Annotated in this window: 12 protein-coding genes, 2 tRNA genes and 5 pseudogenes; 13 read left to right on the plus strand and 6 right to left on the minus strand. The window is 59.0% G+C overall.

The features are described 5' to 3' along the window. Positions 1 to 426, plus strand: a pseudogene (locus IPF36_RS02365) (polyhydroxyalkanoate depolymerase); the annotation flags it as partial. Positions 427 to 673: 247 nt separating this feature from the next. Here the strand turns inward: IPF36_RS02365 and IPF36_RS02370 are convergent. The 3 genes from IPF36_RS02370 to IPF36_RS34495 all read right to left on the minus strand — a co-directional run bounded on the left by IPF36_RS02370 (position 674) and on the right by IPF36_RS34495 (position 2,113). After that, the gene (locus IPF36_RS02370; protein WP_133093110.1) at positions 674 to 874 is read right to left on the minus strand and encodes a hypothetical protein; all 201 of its coding nucleotides are present in this window, start codon (positions 872 to 874) and stop codon (positions 674 to 676) included. A 353-nt stretch (positions 875 to 1,227) separates the two neighbouring features. Beyond that, positions 1,228 to 1,668: a PilZ domain-containing protein gene (locus IPF36_RS34490; protein ID WP_243736789.1), complete on the minus strand. Its 441-nt coding sequence runs from the start codon at positions 1,666 to 1,668 to the stop codon at positions 1,228 to 1,230. 103 nt (positions 1,669 to 1,771) lie between these two features. Beyond that, complete coding sequence (locus tag IPF36_RS34495) at positions 1,772 to 2,113, minus strand: CHASE domain-containing protein (protein ID WP_368671101.1); 342 nt, start codon at positions 2,111 to 2,113, stop codon at positions 1,772 to 1,774. Between the two features lie 343 nt (positions 2,114 to 2,456). On the opposite strand from IPF36_RS34495, the gene IPF36_RS02385 reads away from it, so the two are divergent. The 4 genes and pseudogenes from IPF36_RS02385 (at position 2,457) to IPF36_RS02400 (ending at position 4,402) form a co-directional block, all read left to right on the plus strand. Continuing rightward, positions 2,457 to 2,879 (plus strand): NUDIX domain-containing protein, encoded by a 423-nt coding sequence (locus tag IPF36_RS02385; protein WP_133093108.1) that lies wholly within the window; start codon positions 2,457 to 2,459, stop codon positions 2,877 to 2,879. 81 nt (positions 2,880 to 2,960) lie between these two features. Then, positions 2,961 to 3,195: pseudogene (locus tag IPF36_RS02390) on the plus strand (H-NS histone family protein); the annotation flags it as partial. A 484-nt stretch (positions 3,196 to 3,679) separates the two neighbouring features. After that, positions 3,680 to 3,764 (plus strand) — tRNA-Leu (locus IPF36_RS02395). Between the two features lie 17 nt (positions 3,765 to 3,781). Next, positions 3,782 to 4,402 carry a PolC-type DNA polymerase III gene (locus IPF36_RS02400; RefSeq protein WP_133093106.1) on the plus strand — a complete coding sequence of 207 codons (621 nt, stop codon included), beginning with the start codon at positions 3,782 to 3,784 and terminating at the stop codon, positions 4,400 to 4,402. Between the two features lie 39 nt (positions 4,403 to 4,441). Here IPF36_RS02400 and IPF36_RS02405 read toward each other — a convergent pair whose 3' ends face one another. Next, positions 4,442 to 4,693 (minus strand): hypothetical protein, encoded by a 252-nt coding sequence (locus IPF36_RS02405; protein WP_133093105.1) that lies wholly within the window; start codon positions 4,691 to 4,693, stop codon positions 4,442 to 4,444. Between the two features lie 1,459 nt (positions 4,694 to 6,152). On the opposite strand from IPF36_RS02405, the gene IPF36_RS02410 reads away from it, so the two are divergent. From IPF36_RS02410 to IPF36_RS02445, 8 genes and pseudogenes are all read left to right on the plus strand, one after another. After that, entirely contained in the window at positions 6,153 to 6,347 is a 195-nt protein-coding gene (locus IPF36_RS02410) for a hypothetical protein (protein ID WP_133093104.1), read from the plus strand. 573 nt (positions 6,348 to 6,920) lie between these two features. Further along, positions 6,921 to 7,166: pseudogene (locus tag IPF36_RS02415) on the plus strand (divalent metal cation transporter); the annotation flags it as partial. A gap of 582 nt (positions 7,167 to 7,748) precedes the next feature. Further along, positions 7,749 to 8,216, plus strand: coding sequence for a fumarate hydratase (locus IPF36_RS02420; protein ID WP_133093103.1), 468 nt, complete (start codon positions 7,749 to 7,751; stop codon positions 8,214 to 8,216). 141 nt (positions 8,217 to 8,357) lie between these two features. Next, positions 8,358 to 8,436 (plus strand) — tRNA-Ile (locus tag IPF36_RS02425). A gap of 306 nt (positions 8,437 to 8,742) precedes the next feature. Further along, on the plus strand, positions 8,743 to 9,057 hold the full coding sequence (locus tag IPF36_RS02430) for an H-NS family nucleoid-associated regulatory protein (RefSeq protein ID WP_133093102.1): 315 nt from the start codon (positions 8,743 to 8,745) through the stop codon (positions 9,055 to 9,057). 910 nt (positions 9,058 to 9,967) lie between these two features. After that, entirely contained in the window at positions 9,968 to 10,282 is a 315-nt protein-coding gene (locus IPF36_RS02435; RefSeq protein ID WP_133093101.1) for an H-NS family nucleoid-associated regulatory protein, read from the plus strand. A 222-nt stretch (positions 10,283 to 10,504) separates the two neighbouring features. Continuing rightward, complete coding sequence (locus tag IPF36_RS02440; RefSeq protein ID WP_243736787.1) at positions 10,505 to 10,717, plus strand: XRE family transcriptional regulator; 213 nt, start codon at positions 10,505 to 10,507, stop codon at positions 10,715 to 10,717. A gap of 235 nt (positions 10,718 to 10,952) precedes the next feature. Continuing rightward, positions 10,953 to 12,429, plus strand: a pseudogene (locus IPF36_RS02445) (ISNCY family transposase). Between the two features lie 332 nt (positions 12,430 to 12,761). Here the strand turns inward: IPF36_RS02445 and IPF36_RS02450 are convergent. Together IPF36_RS02450 and IPF36_RS02455 are read right to left on the minus strand one after the other, a co-directional pair. Further along, the gene (locus IPF36_RS02450; protein ID WP_135705241.1) at positions 12,762 to 13,877 is read right to left on the minus strand and encodes a sensor histidine kinase; all 1,116 of its coding nucleotides are present in this window, start codon (positions 13,875 to 13,877) and stop codon (positions 12,762 to 12,764) included. Positions 13,878 to 14,054: 177 nt separating this feature from the next. Then, a pseudogene (locus IPF36_RS02455) lies at positions 14,055 to 14,480 on the minus strand (polyhydroxyalkanoate depolymerase); the annotation flags it as partial.

Below are 14,480 nucleotides of genomic sequence, written 5' to 3' on the forward strand. Positions count from 1 at the left end.
GCGGCGTCGCATTGGGACTATTATTTGGAACGCGCCGCAGGTGACTACGAGCGTGCCGAAGCCCTCCGGCGCGTTTGCGATGGCTACCACGCGGTGCTCGACATGGCGGCAGAGTTCTACCTGGATACCATCCAGATCGTGTTCCAGGAATTCCGTCTGGCGCGCGACAATTGGTTCGTGCAAGGACAGCTCGTGCGTCCGCAAGACATCCGAGCCACTAGGCTCTTGACCATAGAAGGCGAACACGACGCCATTTCCGGCTGCGGACAGACGCACGCGGCGCATGCTCTGTGTCGCGGCATTGCGGCACGCGACAAGCGGCATATGACAGCGCGCCACTGCGGCCACTATGATCTATTCTCTGGCACCCGCTGGCGCTCAGAAATCTACCCTGGTATCCGCACGCTGACTCGACAGGATACCTAGCCACGATGCCCGCCGATCATGCAAACACCACAGTTGGCATCACCGGCACATTTGCAAGAATTCAGATGTCGGCCCGCACGATGACGGCCACCACTGGCCTACCGCTTCCTCAACGAGGCTAGTGCGTGCGGTATTCGGCGTTAGCAATCCGTCGCGACAAACAGGTCACAACGCGATAGGGCTTTTCGATACTCACGCCTTCCCGGTGCTAAGCACGAAAATCGCACTGCATGCCGCACGCGCCACATTACGCAATGCGGCGTAGGGCTTCAAACATGGAAGTACCTTGACTGGTCAAGCGAGGATGGACATCATCGCCACCATGACCGTGCTCCATCGTCACCAGTTTGCGGACCAGCAATCCGTCGAGCTGCTCTGGCTCAAGATCGTCGATGTCATGCGCGTCGCCAAGCAGTAGCAGCGCGGCGATTTCATGTGGACTGAGCATGTCAGGCTCCTTTGTCGGGCACGAAAAAAGGAACTACGACTGCTGCTCCGTGGATGGAGTTCCACGGAAGAGGGTAGGAAGACACTGCGAGTGGATTCGGTGCGAGGACGCGCTGAGTTTGCGCACAACCGAGCGTTTACCGTAATCGGTCTGCCCGGCGGAATCAAGCCCTTCGTGTGCTGCGATGCAGCGCAGCGTAGCCAAGGCATATGGGTCGTTGAGGTCTCAGGCGTTTCCCGACACCATGGCGAGCTGGATCACTGCTCCACGTAAGGAAGTGAATCAGCTCGCGCGAGAAACTGAGCTTCAAACGGTGCAAGGTTGAGCCGCTTTGGCGAACGCTGCGCGCAACATCATTGCCGCCGTGCGCGTTCGATCTGGTAGACCAGTCGCTGTAAGAGGGTCTGCTGATGGAGTGTGAGCAAAACAAAGGCGCAGCCTAGCGTGTGCATCACACTTCGACCCTGCCACTGCAGGCCGCATCCCGCTACCTGCAGCGTGATATCTTGCAGGCGCTGCTGGCCAAGCTCGAGCTTGCAGCCTCTCAAGACCGTGCCGATCGGTAGCCGACGGATGTCGCTTTCGTTCGATCGCAGACCAAGGCCGGATTGTGACACGTCCCCGATTTCCAGTCTCAACCGCTCACCGTTCTGAAGGCGCAGTTCGCAGATGAACGCCAAAGAGGCAGACGACCTGCGGATCTTCGACGACGAAAGCAGTTGGTAGTCGTCGGCATAGCGCCTGGTATCCAGGATATGGGCATGCCAGAACGCATCGACGAGTTCGCTGGGCACTGCCGGCATTTCCCACGTTGAGAGCGGTAGGGGCATTCGAACTCGAACGGCTGACGGTCATGCAAGGCCTTGTCCATTTTTTTCCCGCAGCACTGTACGATGGCTAGTCGCGATCGCCTGGAACAGTGTGTCCGGGGTCGGCTTGTGGCCGCGCCAAGCCAGCAAGCGCGCCGTTTCCCGCGAAAAGTGGGCATTCCCTTTGCCGAGGTCCCAAAAAGTCGCCGGCATCGTAGACGCGGAACCTGACCCAGCACAGGTTCTCGTTGCTGGCCAGGTCCTTCAGCAAATCAGCCACGCGAATGCCTGCACCGAGCGAGCCAACGTAAGCAGCGCGGCGGGCTTCCACGGAGTCCAGGTTCGGCACCTTGCGGTACACCGGCAAACGCAGGGCGATGCCCACATGGGGGTTCTTGGCTTCGCTGAAAATCAGCCGGCCGCTGCTCACTGATATCCCATTGCTTACCACCCATCCGCCTCAGCCGGCCCTCGAAAGCCGGCGTCCGTAAGCGATGGACAAATCAGCTTTTAACGGGTTATGCCAGCACACCATAGCTTAATCGCCAATGGAGCAGGTTCACTTGAGAGCGGGTCGGCCGCCCCTTTGCCCCCTTTGCCACAACCAAGCGTACTCATTTCTGCGTGCAGCGTAAGCATTCTCGATTCCGCCCCGACGTTTGTAGTTTGCATGCCAGCAGAAGCGGGGTTGCCGGCCCCTGATTTGGAGTTGCTCGGACGTCGCCGAGATCGTGGAGTACGCTACTTTATGCTGGGTATGAGGGAGACTGCCAATGAGGCTCATTAAGCATTCTGCTGGATTGGTTGTGCTCCGACCTACGGTTGGTCAGTGGCTCTGCCTGGTCCTACGCGCATATCGAAATTGGGACATGCCCAAAGGCATACCAGAACCTAACGAAGAGCCATTATCGGCAGCGATGCGGGAAGCCAGGGAGGAAACCGGCTTGTCAACGCTTGAGCTTCGCTGGGGGAAGGACTATCGCGAAACAGAACCCTATACGAACGGCAAGATAGCGCGCTTCTATCTGGCGGCGTCACCGAGCGGTGAGGTGCGCTTACCAATTAGCGCTGAACTAGGGCGTCCAGAGCACCACGAGTTCCGCTGGGTGACATTTGCTGAGGCCCAGCAACTGCTGCCATCCCGGTTCGAGCCGATACTCGAATGGGCTCAGAGCATGGCCGGGCTGCCGAGCTAAGGTCAGCGGATATCCTTCCCCCAATCGCAAAGTGGTGGAGGAATCGCCAGTGCTGCGATTGCACAGCCTATCGCAACACCAATGCTCATCTTATGCGGTGCACCGCTTCAAATTGAAGAAGTGCGTGCCAATGAAGGGGCAGGTGTCATCGAGAAGATCCGGACTTTGATGGCAGAGTATGACCTGACAGTCGAGGACATTACTATGCGCCGACGCGGGCGCCCGGCGAGCTGTGGTGCAAGCAAGCCGAAGTCCGAGCTGCCTCCGAAGTATCGTGACCCCAAGACTGGGAAAAACCTGGTCGGGCCGAGGCCGTCCCTGGACGGCAAGGGTTTCACTTTTCGAGAACTGCGCTATGTCCTTTGAAACGATTCACGCCGAAATAATGCCTGCCCGGCCATATCTGATTCCCCGCGAGCGCGCAGACAAAGGGATCGCAAAGGGGAGACGGCTATGAACTCGTGCGTTCGGCCAGCGGGCGAAAAGCGCTTCAACAGGTACGACAGCGCTTCTCCGGCTCAATGGCTGAGCTCCTGGCTATCATCGCTGAACAAGTAGAAATCATGCGTGGGCATGGGCGTTAGGCAAGTCATGCTCGGGATCGGCGCATGGCCCGCGAGTCATTTGCTCTTGCACGGTGCCATCCGCGCGCCCTTCGCCGTGACCAGAGCGCGAATCTTAGGTTAGAATGCAAAGCTTGAAACGATTTCCCAGCGATTGGGGCTTAAGCGAAGGGAAATGCCCCAGCGAGAGCGGAAAGGCCTGATTTCCCCGACGTCAGGCAATATTGTTTCTTTACAGCCGACGTGGTGAAATTGGTAGACACGCTATCTTGAGGGGGTAGTGGCGAAAGCTGTGCGAGTTCGAGTCTCGCCGTCGGCACCAAACAACTTAGAAGCAGGATGCAGACGGTCGCGGTTCTTGATTTTGAAACGACGGGATTGTCGCCAAGTCTCGGTGACCGAGCCACGGAAATTGCTGTCATCTTGCTGCGTGACGGCGAGATTATCGACCGTTATCAAAGCTTGATGAACGCTGGAAGGCGTATCCCCTCGCAGGTTGTAAGCCTGACCGGAATCACCAATGACATGATCGCAGATGCGCCTGCCGCATCGAAGGTCATGAGTGAAGCGGCCAGGTTTGTCGGCAGACATCCGGTGGTAGCCCACAATGCCGGATTTGACCGAAGGTTTTGGCAAGCCGAGCTTGGGCTCCTGGACATCGCGGCCAATCAGCACTTCGCGTGCACGATGCTCACCTCCAGACGTATCTACCCACACGCTCAAAATCACAGGCTATCAACACTCGTCGATTTGCTCCATTTGCCCAAGACCGGGCGCGCGCACAGAGCGATGGCCGACGCTGAAATGACCTGCCATCTGTGGCATCGACTGCGACTCGATATCGCTCGGACGTACGGAGTCAGGCAGGTCGATTACGCGCTCATCGCCCGTGTTCAGGCCACCAACCGCGCCAAGGTTCCGATGTTCCTTCGTTCGCTAGCCGAATCGGACGCTGATTAGCATGCACCGAGCTAAGGGTAATTTTCCGGTCGGACACCATTAACTTTCGGGTTTGCTGCTGGATTCTCGGCGCTCCTCAGCATATTCTTGGCAGTCCTCAACAATGGTTTGGGAGTCGCGGGTGCAGTCGTTGGGATCGGAGATATCGGTTTCCGCCGCCCAGTAGTAGCCAGCTTCATGCCCTGAGCAGGATATGCAGCGGGAGCCCAAGGAACACTCATTGTCGGCCGCGCCCTGCGTCGGGCGGGGCACCTGAGTATCAAATCGGCGTTTCATTTCATCGATGCTCACGCCTTGGTCGGCCGCAATGGCTGGCAAGAACTGGTCCCGGTATATTTTCCGACCGGCAGCATGACGCTATGCTGCGTGGGCAGGTTTTCAAGTCAACAGGTTGGCCACAGCGCCTGGGTGCTTGCGCTCCCCGCGTAGTTGGCGTAGTCGCTATTCGCAGTTGCGCTGCTCCGTCGAGAAGCAACAGACCTCGCGATGCAGCGGAATACCATCGCTAGGGCGCCTCTCTAAAGCCCTTGACAAGCTTGTGCAAGCGCTCGTCGTCCTCCGATGTCCGTTGACCGACAGTAAGCTTCCACCAGGCTAAGTAGACGCCGTAGGCGAGCCAAGCATCCCTAATACTGTTTCCGCAATTGCATTCAGACTGACTAAGGATAAGGCGAATCGATTTTTCGGTTGTTGTCGTAAATTCATCGTAACACTTGTGAGAATTCGAACTCGGATTGATTGATCTCGCTGACTCGACAAGCATAACCGCAGCGTAAAGGGGGTTATTTAGCATAAACGTTAATTAGGTCGACAAGTTCTGGTGTGGGTCAGCTGACCAAGGCAGTGTTGGGGTAGTGCCCTGGCTCTATAGTTGCCAGCCTGCTCACTGCGGTCCGATGCGACCACCCTGTGCTCGCGCCCTACATAGTGCGAGGTCGGTGGACGCTCACTGCGCCCCGCCGCTCCCAGTTACTCATGGCGCCCCAGATTCAATTGCGGTGATCTTCACTGCAAGCGTAGTTCGCCATGACGCAGCAGCACATCAGGCGAACAGGCTAGTGCAGCGGCGCACGGGTTGATGCAGAGCCGAAACGCCACGCTCAAACAAGACGCACACTTGACGGTGGCAGCTTGCAATTTTTCAAAACAACCCTCGGAGCGCTCGCGGGGAGAGAACGATGCCAGCCGTTTTCTATTTCAATTCTGTAACGGCGACGGCGACGCAGGCGAATGGGGCCTGTGCATCGAGCCCAAATAGCACGCATCATTTTGAGGGATAAGGTCTGCGGTATGGGAAGAAGCATTGCGGCTACGCTTTGCTCGATACGTATGCCCACAATTCGCAGCTCAAATCCTCACCAGCCTATACGCTCGCCTTTTTGGCAGTTATTTATCTCGGTGTAGCTGGCGGTGTCCAACGCCTGGTCTGCAATGCACCGAAGATTGTGAAGCGCCGGAGTTCAAAGCCTGTCGCCCTGATTGCGCGGATCACCCGTCACAGGTTCGCTGCGTTTCAGGTCTGAATCAACCTGTGCATCAACAATGCAGTCCGTCATTAGACCGATAGTCTTTCTTTCATCGGTGAGTACAGAATCTCAGCACCAGCCAAGGATCGAAGCACTTACTTCGTAAATCAGTGACTCTGGTTCGGGATTGAAAATTGAAGATCCGCACATGGCTGCAAGGCTTATCTCCGGCCTGTCCGCCCGTGGTCCCGGTTCCTGGAAGCTTCCCTAACTCGGAGTCTTAAATGCAACTTTTCTCGAAAGTCCTGCACCGCAACGATACCGAACGGCGCAGCTTGAGTCAGGCTGCCCAGGGCCAGCAATGGAAGATCGCTTACGACCTTGACGGCCAGTCGATCCTCGGGGCGTTGTTCTGCGGCATTTTGTGCGCGATGCCGACCGCGTTGGGTGGCCTTCTCCTGATCCTGATCCGGCTGTAAGCCCCCCACTGACTGGCCCCGTTCTAGCGTGAGCGGGCTCTTGTGCTGACGTGTCTTCGGGGGGCGTTGGCTGGAACCAAATCTTACCTTGCCGCTGGCAGCGCAGTTGGCCATCGACGCAGAGTCCGCTTGCAGACTCCCGGACAAGATTGGGGTGGCTGCCATTGTCGCTGCCCACCAACCGCATACCTTCGGCGGGATCAGCGTCCAGCGCGTCTAGGCGAATGTTAGCCGTTTCGTTCAAGCTGCCCGTCATCGGTGGCCGGCACACTGGCGTCTCGTTTCCAACAGAAAGGAGCTCTGCCATGACTACCACTACCCAATCCCAATGCGATTGCGCTGCTTGCCCTGGCGCCGGCTGCGCCTGCGGTTGCCAGGCAACTGCTGAACGGAATCCGTGCGCCTGCGGAGCCGGATGCAACTGCGCGCCGCAATGCCAGCGCAGAACTGGATGTGCCTGTGGCGCCGCAAAGCCAGCGCCGGAAACGCGCACGTAACGTTGCCGAGGGCGCGGCGTCTTTATTCGCCCGCCTGTTCCCGGTCGCCGTATAGGGGCGCCAGCGGATTGTGCCCATGCGCCCGCAACTCGTGGCCGCGCCATCCGGCTATGCCTGGCGCGACTTCGCTCGCTTTCACGGCCCGGGCTACCTCGCTGCGGTCGGGTATATGGACCCAGGCAACTGGGCGACTGACCGCGCCGCTAGCCCCGTCCACGGCTACCGCTTGCTGTGGGTGGTGGGGACGGCCAGGGCAATGCTGATGCAGGTCATGGCAAGCCGGCTCTGCCTGATAAGCGGCAAGAACCTGGCGCAGGCGTCCTGAAGAAGCGCGGCTTCAGGCGACTGGAGATTTTCGTGATCAGCCTGGTGGCGCCGGTGTCGGCGCGCTAGCGTTGACACATGCCAAGGCCGCCGGAGCCCGGCACGCGATCCACAACCAAGTCAACCCTGCTGCGCAGCGGGTGCTTGAAATCACAGGGGGCGCGGGCCGGCGATCGCCTATTCAATTACCCGCGGGCCAAGGTCATAGACAAGGAAGAACTTGAGCGTAATTGACTGAAGAGCGTTGTTGGTACTCCGGTTGCGCTGGACAGATCGTGCAAGCGAATGCACCGTTGAGAACGGAAAGGTAGTTGACAATGTGGTGTTGGACTTTCCATTACAGAACTAGCGGCCGCGAGCAAAACACAACACGATGTTAGTCCGGCCAGCAGCAGCCGATTAGTTTCGGATGCTTCGATGTTGCTCCATCAGATTGTCGAGCCACTATGCGCTATGCCGCGTCGCGGATTCCTGTGATCTTGTCTGACTCGCACCTCGACGCAATGCGTACATCGTTTTCTATTGTGTACACGACTTGTGCGGTTATACTCCGCACTCCACAACACTATGAATAACCAACATGATCGCAGCAAATAAAACAACGACTCGGGTGAATGCAGTTGCCAAGAGCAAGCCTGCCGCAAAGAAGGTAGCCGTTCCGACGAAGAAGGCCAGCGTGCTTGCGCGCGAGGCGCAGGCGGCCAAGAAGCGTCTGCTGAAGCTGCGCGCCGACACCAAGAAGGCGATCGAGGCAGCAAAGCGTGACGTCGCCAAGGCTACGGAAGCCGCAAAGGCTGCAGCTCGCTTTGAAAAGCAGGCTGCAAAGGACAAAGCGGCTGCAAAGAAGGCTAAGGCCGCCGGCGCAAAGAAGGCAACGGCTGGCAAGGTGGCTGCGAAGAAGCCCGCTGCAAAAAAAGCGGTTGCCGGCAATAAGGTTGCGGCGAAGCAGGCGGCCCCGAAAACGGCTGCAGTGAAAGCCGTGACGAAAAAGCGGGCCCCGGCAAAGAGGGCTGTTGCACCGGCGGCCTCGCCCGCAGCTGCGGCCTGATTTATACCTCGGCTGGTACGCGATGTTGCCAACCAGCCGATTGGCCGAAGATGTGGGGCGCATCTTAGCGCTGCGCTCTGCATCGACGGAAAAGCAAATGCTGCGCATAGCGCTGACAGCTGATCCGTTTTTGGTTTTACTGGGCCTCTAGCTCATGCCTGGTTAGAGCAGCGGACTCATAATCCGTTGGTGCCGTGTTCGACTCACGGGAGGCCCACCAAGGCATACTTGGCCTTGATCTGGTCAGATCTCTGCCCAATACTACCTGGCTCTGTCTGGCGCCGCCCCCTTCAGAAGGACACGTAACGCCGCTTTGCAGCAATGCTCGCAGTCCGCATATAACAGCCATTGTCGCAGTGGCAGTATCCCAAAGGACGATTCCTTCCCATTTCTGGACAACTTGGGGGCCTGGGCAACATCGCTCAATCCGTCCATTCTCCAATCTGGCGGCTATCTGGAAGAAATCTTGCGGACCGCCCTGGAAATGCGTATAAGTCAATCGTGATAGGAAAATATTGGAGACAGGATGACGACGTATCAGGAATTGTTGGCTCAGAAGCAAGCGCTGGAGGCCCAAATCGAAGAGGCACGCGCCTCTGAGGTGGCGGGTGTCATCGAACAGATTCGTAATCTGATGATCCAGTATAGCCTCTCGCCTGAGGACATTGCGCCTCGCCGTCGCCGAGGCCGGCCAGCGGGTACCACTTCTGCTGCCGCAGAAAAAGTAGCGCTCCCGCCCAAGTATATGGATCCCAAAACAGGGAAAACCTGGTCCGGCCGAGGCAGGGCGCCGGCATGGCTGGGCAAGCGCCCCGAGCGCTTCCTCATTCCGCAGGAATGACGTGCATGGCCATCGCCCCACGGGCGATGGCAACTTGCCTTATCCAAGGCGTCAGCTGACAGGGAATCGGTTTCGTTTCCCTGTACCGGCGCAAAAAAAGCGGCTCTCGACCGGTAGCGGAGAGCCGTGGAACGTCCAAGAAGAAATCGGGAAACTCTCGCAAGTTACCCGCATCTAGTATCCGCCAAGGCGCCAAGACATGCAATTGAGCTGCATAGTCGGCGGGACGCAGTCAGGTGGCGATCCATTGAGAACAGCTGGCCCGAGCAGCCAGCGCTCCCTGGGCGCGTGCAATAGCATGGCATCACTTGTCAAAGCCATGCGAGGGTGGGGATGCCGCAATTGTCCAACCGCTTGTCGGACAATTGGCTTGGGGCACAACCAGGCGCTGGCTGAATTCGTATTGCTTGAACGCCAGTGGCATGGGTACCGGGCGCTAGCATCAATCGATTGGCAGTCGAGTATGCGTTTCTCACCACGTTCAAAGCAGGGCTTGATCGCTCGACAATGTACCCAAGGGGACACATCAAATTGGCCAAAAAATAGTGTGGCTCCGGCAAGGAGCTGCTACTTCCGGCGGTGTCGCTTTGTATTTCGGAATATCGGACATGTTCAGAGGCGACAGTTACACGCTAATCAAATAGTATGAATAACGAGCCATCGTCCCTGTTGACACTATTGGCTCGGCCACTCGCGCTTTACATTCGTGAGGCCAAGCCGCCGAATTGGGGGGCGTGACCGCAAGGTGGGACGGCAGCCCACCATAACACCCCACGAGCCAAAATGATTTGCATCGGCGTAGACAGCAAGGGCCCGTTCACGACGTCTCAGAATAGAGAGCGAGAATATCTTGCGGTTCTGCCATGTAGTGCGTATAAGTCGATTTAGCTAACGAACCGGAGACGGAGATATGGCAACGTACAAAGAGCTTGTCGCTCAGAAGGAAGCCTTGGAAGCTCAAATTGAAGAGGCTCGTTCAACCGAGGTGGCGAGTGTTATCGAGCAAATTCAATCCTTGATGGCTCAGTATGGTCTTTCTCCGGAGGATGTAGCCCCGCGGCGCCGTCGAGGACGTCCTGCCGCTTCCAGCTCCACATCTGCAACGAAGACTTCACTGCCGCCAAAGTACATGGATCCCAAGACTGGAAAGACTTGGTCGGGAAGAGGGCGTACGCCTGGGTGGCTCGGCAAACGACCCGAGCGTTTCCTTATTCCGCAGGAATAATTGCCCCGATAAACCAGGGGTTGCGCGGTGAGGCGCCGCGAACCGCACCAATCGATCGAGGCATATTGCCATTGTTTCATTATCGTGAAACAATGGCGCAACACCTTCTTGCGCTGCTCTATGCCACGGCCTCTTCCTGATCCCACGCCTCCAGCCCGCGCGACCATTCGCTCTATTTCACAGTTGGGCGATCGAATTCGAGCAACTCGGGCTGTCCAGGGCATGCCGATTGATCAAGCCGCGAAAAATTGCGCTGTATCCGTCGGCATGCTATCCAAACTTGAAAACGGTAAAAGCGTAAATTTCGAGTACGTCCTTCGAGTGCTGGAGGGGCTTGACCTGACACTCTTGGTTGTTCCGAAAGCCCACGGCCACTGGCTTGAGCAGGCGGCTACCCATGCTGCCAAGCTTGGCGACGAGAGAGCGTGGGAATAGTCTGCATAGCTGACTTCAAACCCACACGATCGAGCTTGTGACCAGCCCTCGCGAAGTCGATTACTTCGCGAGGACGGCTGGATGCGCGCGTTTATTTAACATAATGTTTATTATGCGTTTTTGTGCTGTTGGCCCCAAATAGTAATGTCGCATCTGAGCCAAATAGAAATGTCGTACCCCTAGCCAAGGCTGGCATGCTGGCGGCTTTCGTGTCTGTCCGAGACCGGAGGCCGCGATGCGCAAGCCCGAGACCATCACGATGACGATGCGCGAACTCGATCGGCTCAAGGTGATTCAGGCCGTGGTCGACCATGGCCTGGCGGTCTGGCGCGCGGCCGAGAAGCTCGGCTTGTCGCGGCGTCAGGTAGAACGGCTGGTGCTNNGACAGCAACCGCCAGCTGCCGCCCGGGCTCGAATCCCGTGTCCGGGGCCTGATCCGCGACAGCTATGCCGACTTCGGCCCGACCCTGGCGGCCGAGAAGCTGCGCGAGCGCCATGGCATCGACCTGGCCACGGAGACGGTGCGCCGGATCATGATCGACGCCGGCTTCTGGGTGCCGCGCAAGCTGCGCCCGCCCAAGGTGCACCAGCCGAGGAACCGCCGCGCCTGCCTGGGCGAGCTGGTGCAGATCGATGGCAGCGACCACGCCTGGTTCGAGGACCGGGCGCCGGCGTGCACGTTGCTGGTCTTCGTCGACGACGCCACCGGGCGGCTGATGCAACTGCGGTTCGTGCCAACGGAATCGACGCAAGCGTACTTCACCGCCACGCGCGCCTATGTCGAGCGTCACGGCAAGCCGATGGCGTTCTACAGCGACAAGGCCGGCATCTTCCGCGTCAACGCCAAAGACAGCGCCGAAGGCCGCGGCTACACCCAGTTCGGGCGCGCGCTGTTCGAGCTCAATATCGATAGCCTGTGCGCCAATTCGAGCCCGGCCAAGGGCCGGGTCGAGCGGATGAACGGCACGTTGCAGGACCGGCTGGTCAAGGAGCTGCGGCTGCGCGGGATCAGTTCGATGGAGGCCGCCAACGCCTTTGCGCCACGGTTTATGGCCGACTTCAACGCGCGCTTTGCCAAGGTGCCCAAGCGCGACTTCGATGCGCACCGGCCGTTGCGCGGCGACGAGGACCTGGCGCGGATCTTCAGCTGGCGCGAGTGGCGCAAGGTGTCCCGGAGCCTCACACTGCAGTACGACAAGGTGATGTACCTGCTCGAGGACCGGCCCGAGCACCGGCGCCTGATCCACCGCTATGTCGAGGTCGCCGAGTACCCGGACGGGCGCATCGAGTTGTGGGCCGACGGCGCTTCTCTGCCCTACACCACCTACGACCGGCTCGGCGAGATCGACCAGGGCGCGATCGTCGAGCACAAGCGGCTGGGGCACGTGCTGGCCGTCACGGCGCAGGTGCAGGCGCAGCGCGACAGCCGCCAGCAGGCGGGACCGTCGCGCACGCTGGTGGGCGAGCCACCGCGCCGCCAGCGGCCATCGCCGAGCACCAAGCGCCAGCGGCTGATCAACCGGCTCGATCTGGAGCGCGCGCTGGCGGCAGCCCCGCTGCAGCGGAACGCGGACCTTTTAACTTTGCCCATGGTGAATCCACCGCTCAACCCTGAGCTCAATTCAGTCACGTCAGGCCAGCACCACCGCCCCACCACCACCCCGCAAAAGCCTCCAACCCCGCACAAAAAGCACGCCCGCACCGACATTTGAATTTAGCGGAAGAGACGACCTTTCAAAACCGGCTGGACATTGTGTCAGAGCCAAATAGATCGGAATCCACGCAAGCCTATTTCACGGCCACGCGCGCCTATGTCGAGCGCCACGGCAAGCCGAAACAAAGGCGGGTATTCCGTAAGCCCCATTTTTCCCTTCTTATGTCACGCTTTTCATAACCGTGACCGTGAGAGGCTTCGTTGTGACCGCCGAAACAACACCAACCGCGCCAAAATCGCCGCAGTGCCCAGGGGCACCCGATATGAGCAGCCGCATTCGCTCGCTACCTTCAGCACCGCGGCCACGCTGGCGGATGATGCCGACGTCCACTATGCGCGACGCGGCAGACGCACCTCAAACGCTGTCTCTGCCTGGTCGGACCGGGCGTCGATTGACCCGTGATGGGCTTTGGCAATTTCGCTCGCGATATACAACCCGAGCCCGAGGCCGTCCGCGTGTTTGTATTCCTGGTCTGGGCCTCGGCTCAGCGGGTCGAAGATCCGCTCCAGCGTCAACTGGTCAATGGCGGGGCCGCTGTTCACAACCTCGAGATGGACTTCCGCCTCATCACCGGTTACTACAATGCGGACCGGACTGTTCGGCGCGCCGTACCTGATCGCATTCAGGACGAGGTTAGAAAGCAGTTGCTGCAGGCGCAAACCGTCCCAAACACCCTGTACGCTCCCCTTCAACTCAACATCGATGCAACGGTCCGGATGCGCTGCGCGCAACTGGTCCACGGTATCGCCAACCACGTTAGCCAGATCGACGTCATTGGGCGCGACGTCAATACCCAAGCCAAGTTTCGTTCGGTTGAAATCGCACAGATCATCCAGAAGAGAATTCATGCTGGCACCGCTCCGAATTAGTCGGCCTGCTGCTTCCGACACCTTCTCCCCGGCGTTCAGCGCGGCCAGATATGAGGCAGTCATCTGGATGGTCTGCAGGGGACTGCGCAAATCGTGCCCAAGCATCCCCAGCAACAGATTGCGAGACTGCTCTACCTCCGCATTGAAAAACTCCACTGATTCGGCGACCGCTTGATCGATCGCCTCGTTGAATCGCATCACATCATCCAGATCCGCGGCGATCAACTCAAATTCGCCCGTCCACAAACGCAGCACGCTGGCGCGCAGGGCCCGGTACTCAGCGACCAACTGATTGATATTGAATCCCCCGCGTGCCCGAATGACGGCGTGTATTTGTGCCGCAGTCTCCGGCGCGCCAGGCACCTTGGGCGCTCGCCCCAACGATTTTTCGCGTTGCGCCTCGCTCGTTTGCGGGGTCGACAAATCCTTAGCGATGGCTTGCAGGATCTGCGGCGCGTGGTCGCGCAGGGCCAGAGAATCCCGGCTCCTTGCAGCAGGTAGCTGGGTCGCAGAAAATGCCTCCCACTCTGCCAGAATCTGCTTCATATCCCGCAAGATAAAGTCAGCTAGACGCATGCCCGCTCCTTGGACCGAGGGAGGTCAAAAGCACTTCCGCGCACTAGAATCTTACGCCACGTACGGGCTTGAAGGAGCGCAACGTGGCAGCCCTGCCCCTTTCACTCGTCTTTGTTCGGCCGCCCGCCGGGCAGAGACCACATACCCGCCTCGCCGCATCGTCGGCGGGCATCGCGGCTAGGTATCTTGTCGAGTCAGCGCGCGGATACCAGGGTAGATTTCGGAGCGCCACCGGGTGCCTGAGAAAAGATCATAGTGGCCGCAGTGGCGCGCCGTCATATGCCGCTTGTCGCGTGCCGCAATGCCGCGACACAGAGCATGCGCCACGTGCGTCTGTCCGCAGCCGGAAATGGCGTCGTGTTCGCCTTCTATGGTCAAGAGCCTGGTGGCGCGGATGTCCTGCGGACGCACGAGCTGTCCTTGCACGAACCAATTGTCGCGCGCCCGACGGAATTCCTGGAACACGATCTGGATGGTATCCAGGTAGAACTCTGCCGCCATGTCGAGCACCGCGTGGTAGCCATCGCAAACGCGCCGGAGGGCCTCGGCACGCTCGTAGTCACCTGCGGCGCGTTCCAAATAATAGTCCCAATGCGACGCCGC

Source organism: Cupriavidus sp. IK-TO18 (assembly GCF_015549295.1).
GTDB lineage: Bacteria > Pseudomonadota > Gammaproteobacteria > Burkholderiales > Burkholderiaceae > Cupriavidus > Cupriavidus oxalaticus_A.